Origin of the sequence: Neorhizobium sp. SHOUNA12A, assembly GCF_023006505.1 — a bacterium.
Classification (GTDB): domain Bacteria; phylum Pseudomonadota; class Alphaproteobacteria; order Rhizobiales; family Rhizobiaceae; genus Neorhizobium.
The window spans coordinates 53,776-69,197 of the sequence record NZ_JALBGV010000003.1 but is presented as its reverse complement, the minus strand read 5'-3'; the positions used below and the strand labels follow the sequence as shown (position 1 = coordinate 69,197).

At 61.0% G+C, this 15,422-nt stretch carries 15 protein-coding genes; 7 read left to right on the top strand and 8 right to left on the bottom strand.

Annotated features, from left to right (window positions below):
- The first annotated feature begins 9 nt into the window (after nucleotides 1–9).
- The 3 genes from MOV63_RS02175 to MOV63_RS02165 are packed head-to-tail and all read left to right on the top strand — an operon-like array spanning nucleotide 10 to nucleotide 2,795.
- Entirely contained in the window at nucleotides 10–729 is a 720-nt protein-coding gene (locus MOV63_RS02175; RefSeq protein ID WP_247031325.1) for a GntR family transcriptional regulator, read from the top strand.
- A complete protein-coding gene (locus tag MOV63_RS02170; RefSeq protein WP_247031323.1) occupies nucleotides 722–1,642 on the top strand; it encodes a dihydrodipicolinate synthase family protein in 921 nt (306 codons plus the stop codon). Before MOV63_RS02175 ends, MOV63_RS02170 begins: the two co-directional genes overlap by 8 nt.
- A gap of 13 nt (nucleotides 1,643–1,655) precedes the next feature.
- Nucleotides 1,656–2,795 (top strand): mandelate racemase/muconate lactonizing enzyme family protein, encoded by a 1,140-nt coding sequence (locus MOV63_RS02165; protein ID WP_040125716.1) that lies wholly within the window; start codon nucleotides 1,656–1,658, stop codon nucleotides 2,793–2,795.
- A gap of 46 nt (nucleotides 2,796–2,841) precedes the next feature.
- On the opposite strand, the gene uxuA is transcribed toward MOV63_RS02165, so the two are convergent.
- From uxuA to MOV63_RS02130, 7 genes are all read right to left on the bottom strand, one after another.
- Nucleotides 2,842–4,041: a mannonate dehydratase gene (gene uxuA, locus MOV63_RS02160; RefSeq protein ID WP_247031321.1), complete on the bottom strand. Its 1,200-nt coding sequence runs from the start codon at nucleotides 4,039–4,041 to the stop codon at nucleotides 2,842–2,844.
- Nucleotides 4,042–4,051: 10 nt separating this feature from the next.
- The gene (locus MOV63_RS02155) at nucleotides 4,052–5,107 is read right to left on the bottom strand and encodes an L-idonate 5-dehydrogenase (RefSeq protein WP_247031319.1); all 1,056 of its coding nucleotides are present in this window, start codon (nucleotides 5,105–5,107) and stop codon (nucleotides 4,052–4,054) included.
- A gap of 66 nt (nucleotides 5,108–5,173) precedes the next feature.
- Nucleotides 5,174–6,580 carry a TRAP transporter large permease gene (locus tag MOV63_RS02150; RefSeq protein WP_247031317.1) on the bottom strand — a complete coding sequence of 469 codons (1,407 nt, stop codon included), beginning with the start codon at nucleotides 6,578–6,580 and terminating at the stop codon, nucleotides 5,174–5,176.
- A 4-nt stretch (nucleotides 6,581–6,584) separates the two neighbouring features.
- Nucleotides 6,585–7,163, bottom strand: a complete 579-nt coding sequence (locus tag MOV63_RS02145; protein ID WP_247031315.1) for a TRAP transporter small permease — start codon at nucleotides 7,161–7,163, stop codon at nucleotides 6,585–6,587.
- Between the two features lie 182 nt (nucleotides 7,164–7,345).
- A complete protein-coding gene (locus MOV63_RS02140) occupies nucleotides 7,346–8,320 on the bottom strand; it encodes a sialic acid TRAP transporter substrate-binding protein SiaP (protein WP_247031313.1) in 975 nt (324 codons plus the stop codon).
- A 55-nt stretch (nucleotides 8,321–8,375) separates the two neighbouring features.
- Complete coding sequence (locus MOV63_RS02135) at nucleotides 8,376–9,089, bottom strand: FadR/GntR family transcriptional regulator (protein ID WP_247031311.1); 714 nt, start codon at nucleotides 9,087–9,089, stop codon at nucleotides 8,376–8,378.
- A 103-nt stretch (nucleotides 9,090–9,192) separates the two neighbouring features.
- Nucleotides 9,193–10,107 carry a LysR family transcriptional regulator gene (locus MOV63_RS02130; RefSeq protein ID WP_247031309.1) on the bottom strand — a complete coding sequence of 305 codons (915 nt, stop codon included), beginning with the start codon at nucleotides 10,105–10,107 and terminating at the stop codon, nucleotides 9,193–9,195.
- Between the two features lie 177 nt (nucleotides 10,108–10,284).
- Here MOV63_RS02130 and MOV63_RS02125 point away from each other — a divergent pair, with 177 nt between their 5' ends.
- Nucleotides 10,285–11,181, top strand: a complete 897-nt coding sequence (locus tag MOV63_RS02125) for an MBL fold metallo-hydrolase (RefSeq protein WP_247031307.1) — start codon at nucleotides 10,285–10,287, stop codon at nucleotides 11,179–11,181.
- A 6-nt stretch (nucleotides 11,182–11,187) separates the two neighbouring features.
- The gene (locus tag MOV63_RS02120; protein ID WP_247031305.1) at nucleotides 11,188–11,580 is read left to right on the top strand and encodes a nuclear transport factor 2 family protein; all 393 of its coding nucleotides are present in this window, start codon (nucleotides 11,188–11,190) and stop codon (nucleotides 11,578–11,580) included.
- A gap of 64 nt (nucleotides 11,581–11,644) precedes the next feature.
- Here MOV63_RS02120 and MOV63_RS02115 read toward each other — a convergent pair whose 3' ends face one another.
- Nucleotides 11,645–12,379: a GntR family transcriptional regulator gene (locus MOV63_RS02115; protein ID WP_247031303.1), complete on the bottom strand. Its 735-nt coding sequence runs from the start codon at nucleotides 12,377–12,379 to the stop codon at nucleotides 11,645–11,647.
- A 146-nt stretch (nucleotides 12,380–12,525) separates the two neighbouring features.
- Here MOV63_RS02115 and MOV63_RS02110 point away from each other — a divergent pair, with 146 nt between their 5' ends.
- The gene (locus tag MOV63_RS02110; RefSeq protein WP_247031301.1) at nucleotides 12,526–13,839 is read left to right on the top strand and encodes a M20 family metallopeptidase; all 1,314 of its coding nucleotides are present in this window, start codon (nucleotides 12,526–12,528) and stop codon (nucleotides 13,837–13,839) included.
- Nucleotides 13,840–13,858: 19 nt separating this feature from the next.
- Nucleotides 13,859–15,409 carry an ABC transporter substrate-binding protein gene (locus MOV63_RS02105; RefSeq protein WP_247031299.1) on the top strand — a complete coding sequence of 517 codons (1,551 nt, stop codon included), beginning with the start codon at nucleotides 13,859–13,861 and terminating at the stop codon, nucleotides 15,407–15,409.
- Nucleotides 15,410–15,422: the final 13 nt, after the last annotated feature.

The window sequence follows — 15,422 nt, the reverse complement described above, 5'->3', positions numbered from 1 at the left end:
TTCGCGAAAATGATTCCTGAGCCCACTGGAAGCCCACGGTCCGAACCGTTTGCGAAGATCGACCCGAAATTTCAGATGACCGTGCGCGATCACGTCCATCGCAGCTTGAGGGCTGCCATCCTCGCGGGGCGGTTCGCAACGGGGGAGAAGGTCAACGAGCGCAGCCTGGCCGAACAATTCGGCGTCAGTACCACGCCGATCAAAGAGGCGCTGCGGCAACTCGAGACGGAAGGCCTGGTCGAGGCGCTGCCCCGGCGCGGCGTCATCATCCGGTTCGATATGGGATGGGCGGAGGAGATGATTCTTGCCCGCGCGGCGCTCGAATCGATGATTGCGCACCTGGCCGCCAAGCGCATCGGCAAGCCTGCCGGCGCCGAGCTGACGGCAATAGCCGACCTGATGGCAAAGGCGACGACCTCGGCGGATGCGGACAGCCTCATTTCCCTCAACGAGCAATTCCACGAGCACATTCACCGCAGTTCGCGCTGCAGTTATCTGGCGAAACTGATCGAGCGGCAGCAATTTTATGACGCCAGCATCCGCCGCGTCATCCACATGGATCCCGCCGAGCGGCAAAAAGCCCTCGAAGAACACACCGCCATCGCTAAGGCTATCGTCACCGGTGATGCGGATCTCGCCGAGCGGCAGATGCGCAACCATGTCGTGCGCTCCGGCGAAACCTATTTGAACATCGTTTTCGGCAGCAAAAAGGATATCGGACGTGAATGACAGGCTTCAGACTGTAAGAAAGGCGCTGACCGGCATTTCCGGTGTTCCCGTGACGCCTTACCGGCAAGACGGGACTGTCGACGTCGAAAAGCTGGGAGAGCTGATCAGGCGCCTGGCGGTTGCCAAGGTCCACAACTTGATGGCGGCTGGCAATACCGGCGAGTTCTTCACGCTCACTATGGACGAAGTTCGCATCGTGCATGCCACCACGATCAAGGCGGCCGACGGCATGTCGCTGGTGAGCGCCGCCGTCGGTCGCTCGCTGACCGAAGCAAAGGCGCTTGCCAAGGACGCGATTGCCGAAGGTGCGGACGCGATCATGGGCCATCATCCCATGGACCCGTTTGCCGGGCCGTCCTATCAGGCCGGCTATTTCCTGGAACTGGCGGAGTTTTGCACCGTACCGGTCATCGCCTACGTGCGCAGCGATAGTTTCTCGGTCGAGGATTTTCGCAAACTCGCACTGCATCCGAACATCGCCGGCATCAAGTTCGCCTCGTCGAACCTGATGCTGCTCGCAGAAGTCATTCGTGCGACCCGCGACGCTCCCGCGATCTGGGTCTGCGGTCTGGCCGAAGGCTGGGCGCCGGCATTTTACGCCATGGGCGCCAAGGGCTTCACCTCGGGTCTCGTCAACGTCTTCCCCGAACGCTCGCACGCCATCCACCGGGCGCTGGAGGCGGGCAATTATGCGACGGCGCGAGAATTGATCGACAGCATCGCCGGCTTCGAAACGCTGCGCACGAAATACAACAACGGCGCCAACGTGACGGTTGTGAAGGAAGCGCTCGGCATGCTCGGCACCGATGTCGGACCGGTGCGCATTCCGGGCGTCGTCGCTCTCAACGAGGATGAGCGGCGGATCCTGCGCGGCATTGTCGACCGCGTCAAAACTGAAACGTTCGCCGCCTGAGGAGGAAACCAAGGTGCATATTACCGGAATAAAGACATACATGCAGCGCGTCGACGACCGTCCTCGCCTGCTGCTCAAGATCGAGACCAGCGAAGGCATTTCCGGCTGGGGCGAATGCTACAATCACGGCCCCGACTGGGCGCTTCCGCCGCTTCTCGATTACTTCTTCCACCAGATCGAGGGCGAAGACCCGCGTCGCGTGGAATTCCTCGTCCTCAAGCTCAACCAACAGTGCCGGTTTCCTCCCGGGGCGCTCGGCCTTGCCGCGATTTCCGCAATCGATCACGCATTGTGGGATATCGCCGGCAAGGCTGCGGGTCTGCCGGTCTACATGCTGCTCGGCGGCAATGTGCGTGACCGCGTCCGCGTCTATTGCGGCGTCTATACCGCACCGGATCCACAGGATGCGCTCGATCAGACGCTCAAGCTCCATGAAGACTACGGTTATACCGCGTTCAAGCTGAGCCCCTATCGCCGCGATCTTCACAACAGCCGCTGGGGCGAACTGGTGAAGGAAACGGGCGACTATTTCGGCAAGATCCGCGAGATCACGCCTTCGCATTTCGAATTTGCCTTCGATGCACACGCGAAGATCTACGAACCTTACCAGGCCGTCCAGCTGGCTGCGGCGATCGCACCCTATGATCCGCTTTTCTACGAAGAACCGATCCGGCCTGAACATATTCCCGCATGGACGGAATTGAAGTCGAAGGTAACGGTGCCGCTGGCGACCGGCGAATCTCTCTACAACCGCTTCGAATTCCTGGCGCTGCTCTCCGCCCGCGGCGCCGACATCATCCAGCCGGACATCTGCGTCGTTGGCGGCGTCAGCGAAATGCGCCGCATCGCGGCGATCGCGGAAGCCCACTATGTCACCGTCGCACCGCATAATCCGATGGGGCCGCTCGCAACCGCGGTGAACATCCACTTCTCCGCCGCCCAGCCGAACTTCAAGATCCTGGAGTTCAAGCCGCATGTGCACGCGCCCTGGGCGCTCGACCCCTATATGCCGGTGGACGGATATATGAACCTGCGTCCGGATCGCCCCGGCTGGGGTATCGAGATTGACGAAAAGGTGCTGGCCAAGGACGATTACATTCACTGGGAGCGCAAGATCACCCGCAAGCCGGACGGCTCGACGGCCTATCCGTGAGCGGATATCGGCCTTAAGCATGCGATGCCGAACCAGTGGCTCATGATCATGCCCGCAAGCCGTAGCGGGCATGTATCAGAGTTCTCTCGATGCCGCGAAGCTCCGCCAGCCCCTTGAGACGTCCGATGGCGGGATAGCCCGGCTGAGCTCCGCGCGTCAGATCGTCGAGGATTTCCTGCCCGTGATCCGGCCGCATGGGGATGCGATGATCCCCGCGGCCTTCCTCGCGCCGACGGGCCTCTTCCGCAAGCAGCGCGGCGATCACCGCAACCATGTCCGTTCCGCCTTCCAGATGTTCGTCTTCGAAGAAAGAGCAGGGGACCGTGTCGGTGTCCCGTGTCACATTCCGCAGGTGCACGAAATGGATGCGGTCGGCAAAGCGCGAGGCGATGAAGGGCAGATCGTTATCGGGCCTGGCACCGAGCGAGCCGGTGCAGAGCGTCACGCCATTGGCGCGCGCGCCGACCTGATCCAGCATATGTGCGTAATCGGCCTCGGTCGACAGGATGCGCGGAAGGCCAAGCAACGGCCAGGGCGGATCATCGCCGTGGGCGCAGATATTGATGCCGACCTCTTCCGCCACCGGCGTGACTTCAGTCAGGAAGTCGACAAGGTTCTGCTGCAGCCGTTCCCGGTTGATACCCTGGTAGGAGCGAAGCTTTTCCAGCAGTTGGTCGAGCGTATAGCCATCCGCCGAGCCCGGCAGCCCCGCCCCGATGTTCTTGCCCAAGGCTGCGATCTTCGCATCCGCCATCTCGGAAAACCGTTCCGCCGCACCCTCCTGCAGCCATTCCGGGTAATCACTGTAAGCCTCGGGACGCTTGAGGATATGGATATCGAAGGCGGCAAAATCCGTCAGGTCGAACCGCATGGCCTTGGCGCCATGGCGGGTGTCCCAGCGCAAGTCCGTGCGCGTCCAATCGAGGATCGGCATAAAATTGTAGCAGACCGTGCGGACGCCGGAGGCCGAGAGGCGCCGCAGCGTTTCCTGCCAGTTGGCGATATGGCGCTTCCAGTCGCCTGTCTGCGTCTTGATGTCTTCGGAAACCGGAACACTCTCCACGACATCCCACACCAGGCCGCCGGCCTTGATCTCCTCGTGTCGCCTGGAAATCTCGTCGACCGGCCAGACCTCGCCGGTCGCAATGTGGTGGAGCGCCGAAACGATGCCTTCCGCGCCGGCCTGCGCCGCGTCTCTTACGCTCACTTTGTCGACCGGGCCGAACCAGCGCCACGTATGTCTCATGTCTCGTCCTTCACGCTTTGTCAGTTTGTTTAAATGTGATCTGCACCTTGCAGGCCCTGGAACGATCTCCGGCCTGTTCGAAAGCCGCGGTCGCCGCATCAAGCGGGAAACTGTGCGAGATGATCGGCCGCACGTCGATGCGCCGCGTGGCGATCAGATCGACCGCCTCGGCAAATTCCGCATGGAAGCGCTGCGAGCCGCGCCAGACGATCTCCTTGCCGACCAGCGCATTGAGCGGGATGGTCATGTCACCGGTCACGCCGACCTGGACGAGGGTTCCGCGCGGCTTGATCGCGGCAAATGCCGATCGCAGAGCCGGCCCCGAGGCCGAGCATTCGAACACCACGTCGAAGCTGCCCTTGTTCTCCTGGAAGGGGAGAAGCCCGTCCGGATCGGAGGCCACGTTGATCGTTTCCGTCGCTCCCATTGACGGCGCCCGCGACAGGGCTGCGTCAGCCAGATCCGTCACCACGATCCTCGCGGCACCCGCATGCCGGGCCGCGGCAACCGTCAGAAGCCCGATCGGGCCTGCCCCCGTGACCAGCACGTTGCGACCCGACAGGTCTCCGGCCTGGGCGACGGCATGCAGGCACACCGCAAGCGGTTCCGCACAGGCAGCCTCGCCCGGCGACACATCCTGTCCCAGCGGATGGCACTGGATCGCGGGGACGACCAGCCTTTCGCGGAACATGCCGTTTTCGTGCGGCAGGCGCATGGCCGAGCCCATGAAACGCATGTCGAGGCAATGGATCGGCTGGCCAATCCGGCAGTATTGGCAATGGCCGCAGGGCTGCGATGGGTTGACCGCTACCAGTTGCCCAAGATCGAGCCCGGAAACCCCTGCACCCAAGGCTTCGACGAAGCCGGAGGCCTCGTGGCCGGCGATGATGGGTTCGCGAACCCGCACCGGCCCAAACCCGCCATCCTGGTAATAATGCAGGTCCGAGCCGCAGATGCCGCCCGCCGCCATGGCCAGCAGCACCTCGCCCGGGCCGGGCGTGCGGTAATCAAGATCTTCGATCCTGATGTCACGGATACCGTGGAGACGAGCGACGCGCGTCTTCATGCGATGCCTTTCTCTTTCAGAGAGATCGTGCCCCGTACGCGTCAGAAAGCCGTACGGGACCGGGTTTCAGCGGATCAGTCCCATCTCCGTCGGCAGCCAGAGGGTGATAGCCGGGATGAAGGTGATCAGCAGCAATGCGATGATGAGCGGCACCAGCCAGGGAATGATCGCCATCGTCGTACGCTCGACGGACAGCCGCGCGACACGCGACAGAACGAAGAGCACCATGCCGAGCGGCGGATGGAGGAGGCCGATCATCAGGTTCAGCGTCATTATCAACCCGAAATGCACCGGATCGATATCGAACTGCTTGACCAGCGGCAGCAGGATCGGGACGAGGATGGTGATCGCCGCGATCGTATCGAGGAAGCAGCCGACGAACAGCATCAGCAGGTTCACCAGGATGAGGAAGAGCCATTTGTTGCTGGTGATGGAGAGGATCGCTTCCGACAGGAGCTGCGCCGTCTGGCTGACCGTCAAAAGCCAGGCAAACACGGAGGCTGCGGCCACGATGAACAGGACCGATGCCGTCGTTTCAATCGTGTCGAAAGTCGCCTTTGCGATCGTCCTGAATGTCATGGTCCGGTAGCGCACCATGCCGAGGAACAGCGACCAGAGAACGGCCGCGACGGCTGCTTCCGTCGGCGTAAACCAGCCCATGGTCATGCCGCCGATCAGGATGACCGGGGTCATCAGCGCCATCACCGCGGAAAAGTTGAAATACCAGTCGCATATCAGCAGCGCGGCCAGTGCAATGAAAATGGCAAAGTTGAGCGACAGGCCGAGCGTGAGCAGAACCCAGATGGTGGCCGGGACCAACATGACGACGAGGATCTCCGACGACGCGCCGATCAGGCCCTTGATGCTGAACGGGGCATCCGAGCCCCAGCGTTTGACATAGGCAAAGATCGCGACGGTGACCATCATCAGCACCGTCATGACGACGCCGGGCACGATGCCGGCCATGAAGAGAGCGCCGATCGAGACATTTGCCATCATGCCGTAGATGACGAAGGGCAGCGACGGCGGAAAGATCGGCCCGAGCGTGGCAGAGGCCGCGGTAACGCCGACGGCCGCTTCCACCGGATAGCCGTGATCGCGCATGGCCTTGATCTCGATGGTGCCGATGCCTGCGGCATCTGCCAGTGCCGTTCCCGACATGCCGGAAAACACCACCGAGCCGATGATGTTCACCTGCGCGAGGCCACCCTTCATCCAGCCGACAAGGGCAACGGCGAAGGCGTAGATGCGGCCGGTGACGCCCGCGATATTCATCAGGTTGCCGGCGAGGATGAAGAAGGGAACCGCCAGCAGCGGAAAGCTTTCGACGCCGGCAATCAGCCGCTGCGCGGCAATGATGTCTGGCGCGACGTCATAGAAGACAATGTAGAGGACCGATGACACGGCCATGGAGACGGCGACCGGAAGTCCGATCAGCATCAGGACAAGAAACGAACCTATGAGCAGCAACATGGCGTCAATCCTCCACGCTCTGGAAAGCTTCCGGTCGCTCCAGAACGGAGTAACCCCGGCGCATGTTGGCGATGAAGACCTGGATCGAGCGCAGCAACATCAGCACGAAGGCGGCAAGCACGGAATAGAAGACGATGTTGCGCGGCAGTTGCACCGTCACCATCTCCTCGTCCGCCACGATCTCCATGTAACGCCACATCAGCCATGATCCGTAGAGGAAGAAGCCGATGCGGATGAGATCCACCGCCGTCGCCATCACGCGGGTCACGCGGGCGGGCAGGTAATGATAGAGGACATCCACCTGGATATGGCGTGACGTACGCACGCACATCACAGCGCCCAGGAACACCACGCCGATCAAGCAGTTGACGGCGATTTCCTCTGTCCATGCATAACTGTTGTTGAGGACGTAGCGCGTGAAGAACTGGAGGAAGACGCAACCCGTCATCAGCCAGAAAAGGGCCAGGGTGATCCAGTCCTCGAACGCATAGGCGCTGAGATTGGCCTCAGTTGGAGCCTCGTCAAATGTATGGGCAAGTTCTTCAGGCGTGACCTTGGTATGAATTTCCTGCGACGCTGACATCGATAGCATCCTGTCCGGATATGAACCTCACTGCGCCGGGAAAACGTTCGCCGGCCGGGCGAGCCCCCGCAGCCTTCAGAAAGGTGCGGCGGGCCCGCCTGGTGACCAGCCGAAACGGCAGGTCCCATGCGCAATGGAAGGAATTGTCGAACAGGCGCGGCCCGAAGACCGCGCCACGGGCTTTACTTGATTGCGCGGATTGCTTCCCAGTCGGCCTTTTCATAGCCGAATTCTTCGAGCTTGACCTTTTCGACGACGTTCTTCAGGAAGTCCGCCTTGTCGACTTCCGTCACGGTCAGGCCCTTCTTCTTGAACTCGTCGACCAGTTCCTTTTCACGAGCGTCGATCGTTTTCGATGAGCGCACGCTGGCTTCCTGCGCGACGTCGGAGAAGATCTTCTTGTCCTCGTCTGACAGGCTGTTCCAGAGCTTTTTCGAAAACAGCGTGTTGAGGTGGTCGACGATATGGCCGGTCAGGACGATATTCTTCTGCACCTCATAAAACTTCTTCGCCTCGATCGTGGTCAGTGGATTTTCCTGCGCGTCGACCGTCCCATTCTGCAGGGCGAGGTAAACTTCGGCAAAGGCGATCGGCGTTGTATTGGCGCCGCAGGCCCGCGGCATGGCGAGATAGGCTGGAACATCCGGCACGCGCATCTTCACGCCCTGCAGGTCGGCGCACTTGGAAATCGGCTTGTTGGATGTGGTGTGGCGCGTTCCGTAATAGGTTACGGCGGCGATATGGTTGCCGGTCTTGTCTTCATAGCCCTTGGCAAGACGCTTGAAGATGTCGCTCTTGGTATAGGCGATCAGGTGGCTCGCATCGCGGAAGATATAAGGATAATAGGTGACGCCGATCGGCTTGTAATCGCGCGCTGCAAAGCTGGAGCCGGAGATGATGATATCCACGGTGCCGAGCTTGAGGCCCTGGTTGATGTCGGCTTCTTTTCCAAGCTGTGAAGCCGGATATACGTCGATCTTGTAACGGCCATTGGTCCGCTTGGCGATCTCGCCGGCGGCCCAGACGGAGTCGGTGTGGAAAGGCTCGGATGTCTCATAGACATGAGCCCATTTCAGCACGGTTTCGGCATGCGCCGAAAGCGTCGATGCAATGATGACTGCGGCGGCGCCAAGCAATGTCTTCAGTCGGTGTTTCATTCTTTCCTCCCAGTGAAACGGAACTGTATGGTCGACCCCACCGCAGTGGTGGAGGTCAGTCTTCTCTGGTCTGCTCCTCCTCGAAGCTTTCCGAGAATCTCTTTTGCGCCAGCGTCAGATGACGGCGCATGGCCTCGCGTGCCGCGGCAGGGTCTCCCGCTGCAATGGCGTCACGAATGATGCGGTGCTCCTCAAGCGCCAGCTTCCATGTGTGCGGCCCTTCGAAGTAGCTGGCGAGCTTCGTGAAATAGGGCGACATCCGCGTATCGTAGATCAGCCCGGTGAAGTGCTTCAGGGCCGAATTGCCGATGATGTCGGCAATCGCCGTGTGAAAATCGCGGTCGCAGGCAAGAGCGACCGGGCCGTCGTCCAGCGACTGCTCCATGCGCTCCAAAAGCAGATCGATCCGGGCGATGCCATCGGGCGTCACCAGACGCGCGGCCTCCTCCGCGATGCTGCTTTCGATCAGGCAGCGCGCCTGAAGGATTTCCAGGGGACCGCCTCCTTCGTCGTTCGGCAGGACGCTGGCGGGCTGTCGCGGAGTACTGCTGATATAGACGCCGGATCCCATCCGGATCTGAATCCGGCCTTCGACCTCGAGCACGATCAGAGCCTCGCGGACCGTCGGCCGTGAAACGGAAAATCGCTCGGCAAGCTCACGTTCGGGCGGAAGCCTCGAACCCGGCTTCAACTCCCCCGTATCGATCAGCACACGAATCTGCTCCGCAACCTGGCGATAAAGCCGGCGCGGCTCCAAGGCCACGAACATCGAACTCCTCCGAGCGCATCACTCCTCTGATGCGCAAGCGGTCAGATTGTCTGACCAATTTCTACTATGGGTTAATTGAAAAATCTGTCAAGTGTCCATCTGCCTATTCCGCGCGCGGTGTTTCCGTTCTCAACGCCGCTATCAGCATGTCCACGAATGCGGAAACCTTAGGCGGGCGAAAACGTGCAGCCGGATAGACCGTGAAGACGCCGCCCGACGGCAGCTGCCATTCAGGCAGGACGTGAATAAGGCGTCCATCGGCCAAGTCAGCAGTCGCGAGGAAATCCGGCAGGACGGACAATCCGCCACCTTGCCTTACCGCTTCCATGACCGCCGGCGTGGTATTGATCGCGATAGACGCCTTGAACCGCACCGTGAGTGCCTCCTGATCACCGCGCGTAAACGTCCATTCCAAAGGTTCTCGCAGCGCGTTATTGGCAACGAAGGGCAGGGCAGGCAAATCGGCGAGCCCGTTTAATTCCGCTAGTCGTGCGGCAAACTGAGGCGGGCCGACAAGATATTGCCGAAAGAAGCCGATCCGTCTGGCCTGGAGGCTTGAGTCAGCCAGCCACCCGACGCGAATGGCGAGGTCCATGTTCTCGGAGACCAAATCCACCATCCTGTCGCTGAGATTGAGTTCCACCCTGCAATCCGGATAGCGGGACGTGAAGGCGGTGACCAAAGGCACGACTACCGACGTGCCATAGTCGTAGGGTGCCGTGATCCTCAACAGGCCCTTGGGTTCCGACCTGGCTTGAGCCAGTTCCCCCAGCGCATCCTCGGCCTCTCTGAGGATCGACACGCAACGGGCGTGAAACATCTGTCCTGCCTCGGTAGGCTGGACCCGCCGCGTCGTGCGCATCAGCAACGTCGTGCCGACCTCCTGTTCGAGCCTGGCAACCTGCTGGCTGACGACTGCCTTGGTTATGCCGAGATACTCCGCCGCCCGGGTGAAAGATCCCGCGTCGACGACAGCGACAAAATAGGCGAGCCGGTTGAGATTCCTCGCTTCTTGCATGAAAGCTCCCGTGTGACTGTCAACTCCTAGCATACATTCTGTCGTATTTGTTGGTCTTCTTCGTTCTATCTCGCCGTGTCATCTTTGGCTTCACAAGGAGCGAGGCAGGAGAGGCAAGACCTGCAAGGCAGCCATCTCTCTCAGCCCCAGATAGCGAACGAAGCACCGGAGACATCCATGTTTACGAGGAGAACGATCATGAAAACCACTCTCGCCGCAGGCGCCACCGCCGTTTTTGCCCCTGCAGGACTTGGCCATGCCGCCGGAACCCTGACCTGGAAGCATTTCCCCGCCGGACAGAACGGCTTTTTCCGCGCTCCCGTTCTGGTTTCCGGTGCGAAGGAAGCCGTACTGATCGACAGCGGCTTCACGCTCCCAGACGGCAAGGCGCTGGCGGACGCGATCAAGGCCACCGGCAAGACGCTCACCACGATCTACATCAGCCAGTCCGATCCGGATTATTATTTCAGCCTTGGGCCGATCAAGGCGGCTTTCCCGGATGCCAAGGTAATCGCCGCGTCGGCAACCGTTGCCGCCATCAAGGGCAGCGTCGAGAAGAAGCTCGCCGTCTGGGGTCCGCAGCTGAAGGAAAACGGCCCGCAGACGCTGGCCGACGTCGTCATGCCGGAAGCCTTTGACGGCAAGACGCTGACGGTCGATGGGGAGACGATCGAGATCGTCGAAGCGGAAGGACTTGCCAACCGGCGCTATCTCTTCGTCCCGTCGCTGAACGCCGTATTCGGCGGCGTGCTGATCTTCAATGGCGTCCATGTCTGGACTGCGGACACCAACAGCGCCGAACTGCGGGCCGCCTGGATCGGCAATCTCGAGAAGATCGCAGCCCGCAAACCAACAATCGTGGTCGCCGGCCATATGACCCCGGAAGCACTGAGCGACCTTTCAGGTGTCGCGCATACCCTCGCCTATCTGAAGGCGTTCGAGGAGGAACTCGCTAAGGCCAAGGGCTCGGCCGAGCTCAAGGCGGCGATGGAAGCGCGCTTCCCGGGTCTCGGCATGGGCATCGCGCTGGACATCGGCTCCAAGGTCGCCACGGGCGAGATGAAGTGGGGCTGACCGGTCATGGGTGCAAATCTCGATCTCATCCGTGCCACGTATGAGGGCACCTCGGAAGATAATGGCCGCAACTTAGTTGCGGCCCTGGCGCCCGATGCGACCTGGACGGAGGCCGAAGGTTTTCCTTATGCCGGCACCTATGTCGGAACCGACGCCATCATCGCCGGTGTCTTCCACAGGCTCGCCACCGAATGGATCGGCTACAGCGCCAAAGTCCACACCTATCTGGAGGATGGCGATCGGGTAGCCGCCTTCGGCTTCTATTCCGGCACCTACAAGGCCACGGGCAAGTCGATGACCGCGAGCTTTGCCCATCTCTACCGCGTATCCGATGGCAAGATCGCAACCATGGTCCAATATGTCGACAGCCATCTCGTCATGCAGGCATTGGAGAACTGACGGCGGCAGGATGGACGACCTTCCCGTTCAGGATGGTCGTCCATCACCGTCAACGGCCACATTCTCATTGAACCTCGTTGACATACCGATGGTGTGCGGTCGTCGCGCGATGGGCGGAGATGAGAACCGGAACCGCCAGTTGATCATAGGCGACCTCGTCGATTGTGAGAACGGCAGCGGGTAGAGCCAGATCCAGCCACCGGGCATCGGAATCGTTCGCAAGATCGGCACCGATCTGCTCGCGTATGGCCGAAATGCGGATCCCATAATTTTCCAGCAGATGCAGGTAGAAGAGCTGAGGGATTTCCTCCGGCCTTTCGGGGAAGTCCGGGACCCGTTCGCGGGAAAGCGTCAGTGTCTCGTGCATGATCGGCCGCTCGTCGACGTAACGCACCCTGTGGAAGGTGACGATCGGCGATCCCTCGTCGATCTGAAGTTTTCGCGCATCGGCAGCGGAAGCAATGCTCCTGTCGAGCGAAGTCACCTTCGTGACCGATTTGCTGAGCGAACCATCCAGACCGTGCAGTCGAAAATACTGAAAAAACAGGCGCAGGCTGTGCTGCGGCTTGCGGCCGGTCACGACTGTGCCGGTCTTGCGACGGCGGCTGAGAAGGCCGTCATTGGTGAGATCCATCAGCGCCCGCCGGATGGTGCCCACGGCCACGCCATAGGTTTGCGACAGCGCCACTTCGCTCGGCAGAACCGCACCCGGTTCCAGTTTGCCAAGCATGATCGCTTCGGTGATCTGTCGTTTGACCACTTCATAGAGCGGCAACGACAGTTCCGTCAGTTTGATCACTCCTGATGAATTATTGGGCAGTTCCGGCAATGATTTGCCTCTTCTTTAGAGTTGACTCAGGGTCTCGATCTACGCAGTATTACTATATAGTTTATATTAAAGCGCAAGCTCGGGAGGCTGGCGCGCCGGGTACCGAGGACACTGCCATGAACACGCCGCAGCCAGCTTCTTCGCAACAGATCCTTGGACCTGCCATGGCAGCGATTGAGCGGGATGTCGAGGTTGCTGTCGATGATCTGGCCCGGATGATCGAAGTTGACACCTCATTCCCGCCGGGTCTGGGCTATGACGCTTTTGCCGATCTGATGGCCGAACTCCTTTCGCCCCTGGGGTTTGAGTTCGAGCGGGTCGTCGTGCCGCGTGATCTTTGGCACGTGGCCGGTGGGCCGGCATCCGGCGAGCGAACCAACCTGATTGCCACCCGCGAAACGGGAAAGCCCGTCTGCGGTCTTTATTATCACGTCGACACGGTCCCGGCCGCGCCCGGTTGGGCACGCGATCCTTTGAAACTGACCGTCGAGGGTGACGATCTGTTCGGGCTCGGCGCAGCGGACATGAAGGGCACGATCGCGGCAACCCTGCTGGCGTTGCGGGCTGCCAAAAAATGCGGCCTGCCTCTTTATTACGATCCGATGCTGCTCCTCTGCACCGACGAGGAAGGGGGCCTGTATCCCGGTATTCGCTATCTGGCGGAGCAGGGGAAGTTGAAAGGTCATATCCTCAATTTCAACGGGTCCGCGGCGCCGCGTATATGGGCTGGCTGCTTCGGTGTCTTCCATCTGCAGGTGACGATCAGGGGGCACGCCGTTCATGCAGGCGAAGGCAATCGCACCGGCGCTGGCATCAATGCTATCGAAGGCGCCTTGCCCTTGCTCAATGCCTTGATGGTCTTGAAGCCGGACGTGGCCAGCCGGGCATCCGCGCTGGCGCCGCCGCCGCACGCGTCAGGTCCGCTGCGACCGCAGCTTTCGATTTCGGCCGTGAATGGCGGCACCGCCGGCGGACAGGTGCCGGCGGAGATCAAGATTCTCGTGAGCCGACGTTATGCTCCGGAAGAAAACTATGAGATCGCGCGCGCCGAGATCGAAAGAGTGATCCGCGACAGCGTTGCCGGCACCGGGCTGAAGCTCGAAATTGATCTGGTCGGACACCTCATCCCGACGGGCGATCCGGAAGGTCCGCATTGGCCACGCTGGCAAGAGGCGCTGTCGCTGGGCTTCGGCTACAAGCCGGAAGACTTTCAAAAATGGGGCGCCGCAAGCTGCTCCGATTTCGGCTACGTGCAGAAGTCCGGCTTTGCACAGGAGGTGCTGCTGGGCGGGCTCGGCCGCCCGGAAAGCTGCATCCACAGTCCTGAAGAGCATACCACCCGCCAGGACATCATCGCCCTGGCGAAAAGCATACTGGCCTATCTCGCGGCGGACTTTGCCGCCGACGCCATTCCTGAAAACCGCGCCTGAACCATAAGGGACCTGAAAAATGCTGGAAATGAAACGTCGCCTCTTCCTCGCCGGCACCGCCGCCGTCTTTGCTGCACCGGCGCTTGGCCTGGCGCAGACCGCAAAGCCGGCCAAGGGCGGCACGCTGCGCATCTCCGTCGACCAAGCTGCAAGCGTCATCCATCCGCTTTTGACCCGCGTCAACCCGGAATACCTGGTGACCGAACTGCTCTATAGCAACCTGACACGCCTGAAGGTCGACATGTCGGTCGAGCCGGACCTGGCCGAAAGCTGGACGCCCAACGCTGGCCTGACCGAATGGACGTTCAAGCTGCGCAAGGGCGTGACCTTCCATGACGGCTCGCCGTTCACGGCAAAGGACGTCGTCGCCACCTTCAAGGCAATCCTCGATCCGGCAACCGCGTCGCCCGGCCGCAACAATGTCGGCCCGATCTCCGACATCGTCGCCGTCGACGATACAACGGTGCTGTTCAAGCTCTCCGGCGCCTATGCCGACCTGCCGGTCGCCATGGCCTACACCAACGCTCGCATCATTCCCGCCTCGATCGCCACCGGCGACCTCAAGAGTCTTGCCACCAAGGCTGTCGGCACCGGCCCGTTCAAGCTGGTATCCTACGAGCCGGACCGTCTGATCGTCGTCGAACGCAACCCGAACTATTACGACCCGGCACGCCCTTATCTCGATCGTATCGAAGTCCAGGTATTCCCGGATATCTCCGCCGAAGGCTCGGCGATGATCGCCGGCAATGTCGACATCATCTCGACGCTGCAGCCGACCGAATACCTGCGGCTTGACGGCAATGACGGCGTCGAGGTCTTGCGCACGCCGTCCGGCCAGTTCTGCAACATCAACTTCGGTTGCGACACCGCGCCGTTCAACGACGCGCGCGTCCGCCGTGCGATCGCGCTCACGGTCGATCGCGAGGCGATGGTCAACTTCGTCACAGAAGGTTTTGGCACGCCGGGCAACGACACGCCGCTGAACCCGTCCTACCAGTTCTTCAAGGCTGCCAAACAGCGCCAGAAGAATATCGCCGAAGCCAAAAAGCTGCTTGCGGAAGCCGGTTTCCCGAATGGCCTGCAAGCAACGCTCATCGCCTCCGACCGCCCAGCGGTGCGCACCCAGCTTGCCGTCGCCCTCAAGGAAATGGCCAAGGAAGCGGGCATTACTATCAACGTCCAGACGATGCCGCACGCCACCTATCTGGAGCAGGTGTGGAAGAAGGGCAGCTTCTATGTCGGCTTCTACAACATGCAGCCGACCCCGGACGGAATCTTCAAGCTTCTCTATACCTCGGATGCCTCCTGGAACGAGACGCGCTGGAACAACAAGGCCTTCGACGCCCTGGTCGCCGAAGCTCGCGGCACGATCGACGCAGCCAAGCGCACCGAGCTTTACACCAAGGCTCAGGAACTGATGAACGAGGAAGTACCCTCGATTATCCCGTCCTTCTTCGACGTGCTGTCGGCCAAGCGCAGCTGGGTGAAGGGTTACGAAGCGCATCCGCGCGCCTCGGTCTTCCGCCTCGACTACGCCTCCCTAACCGACAAGGCGCCCAAGCGCGGCTAACCCCAACTATGCC

Bases quoted from the DNA above. Each gene is read 5' to 3' on its own strand.
- MOV63_RS02120 (WP_247031305.1), top strand. From the start codon at position 11,188: ATGGGTGCAAATCTCGATCTCATCCGTGCCACGTATGAGGGCACCTCG.
- MOV63_RS02110 (WP_247031301.1), top strand. From the start codon at position 12,526: ATGAACACGCCGCAGCCAGCTTCTTCGCAACAGATCCTTGGACCTGCC.
- MOV63_RS02155 (WP_247031319.1), bottom strand. From the start codon at position 5,107: ATGAAGACGCGCGTCGCTCGTCTCCACGGTATCCGTGACATCAGGATC.
- MOV63_RS02175 (WP_247031325.1), top strand. From the start codon at position 10: ATGATTCCTGAGCCCACTGGAAGCCCACGGTCCGAACCGTTTGCGAAG.
- MOV63_RS02140 (WP_247031313.1), bottom strand. From the start codon at position 8,320: ATGAAACACCGACTGAAGACATTGCTTGGCGCCGCCGCAGTCATCATT.
- MOV63_RS02135 (WP_247031311.1), bottom strand. From the start codon at position 9,089: ATGTTCGTGGCCTTGGAGCCGCGCCGGCTTTATCGCCAGGTTGCGGAG.
- MOV63_RS02105 (WP_247031299.1), top strand. From the start codon at position 13,859: ATGCTGGAAATGAAACGTCGCCTCTTCCTCGCCGGCACCGCCGCCGTC.
- MOV63_RS02150 (WP_247031317.1), bottom strand. From the start codon at position 6,580: ATGTTGCTGCTCATAGGTTCGTTTCTTGTCCTGATGCTGATCGGACTT.
- MOV63_RS02145 (WP_247031315.1), bottom strand. From the start codon at position 7,163: ATGTCAGCGTCGCAGGAAATTCATACCAAGGTCACGCCTGAAGAACTT.
- MOV63_RS02130 (WP_247031309.1), bottom strand. From the start codon at position 10,107: ATGCAAGAAGCGAGGAATCTCAACCGGCTCGCCTATTTTGTCGCTGTC.
- uxuA (WP_247031321.1), bottom strand. From the start codon at position 4,041: ATGAGACATACGTGGCGCTGGTTCGGCCCGGTCGACAAAGTGAGCGTA.
- MOV63_RS02125 (WP_247031307.1), top strand. From the start codon at position 10,285: ATGTTTACGAGGAGAACGATCATGAAAACCACTCTCGCCGCAGGCGCC.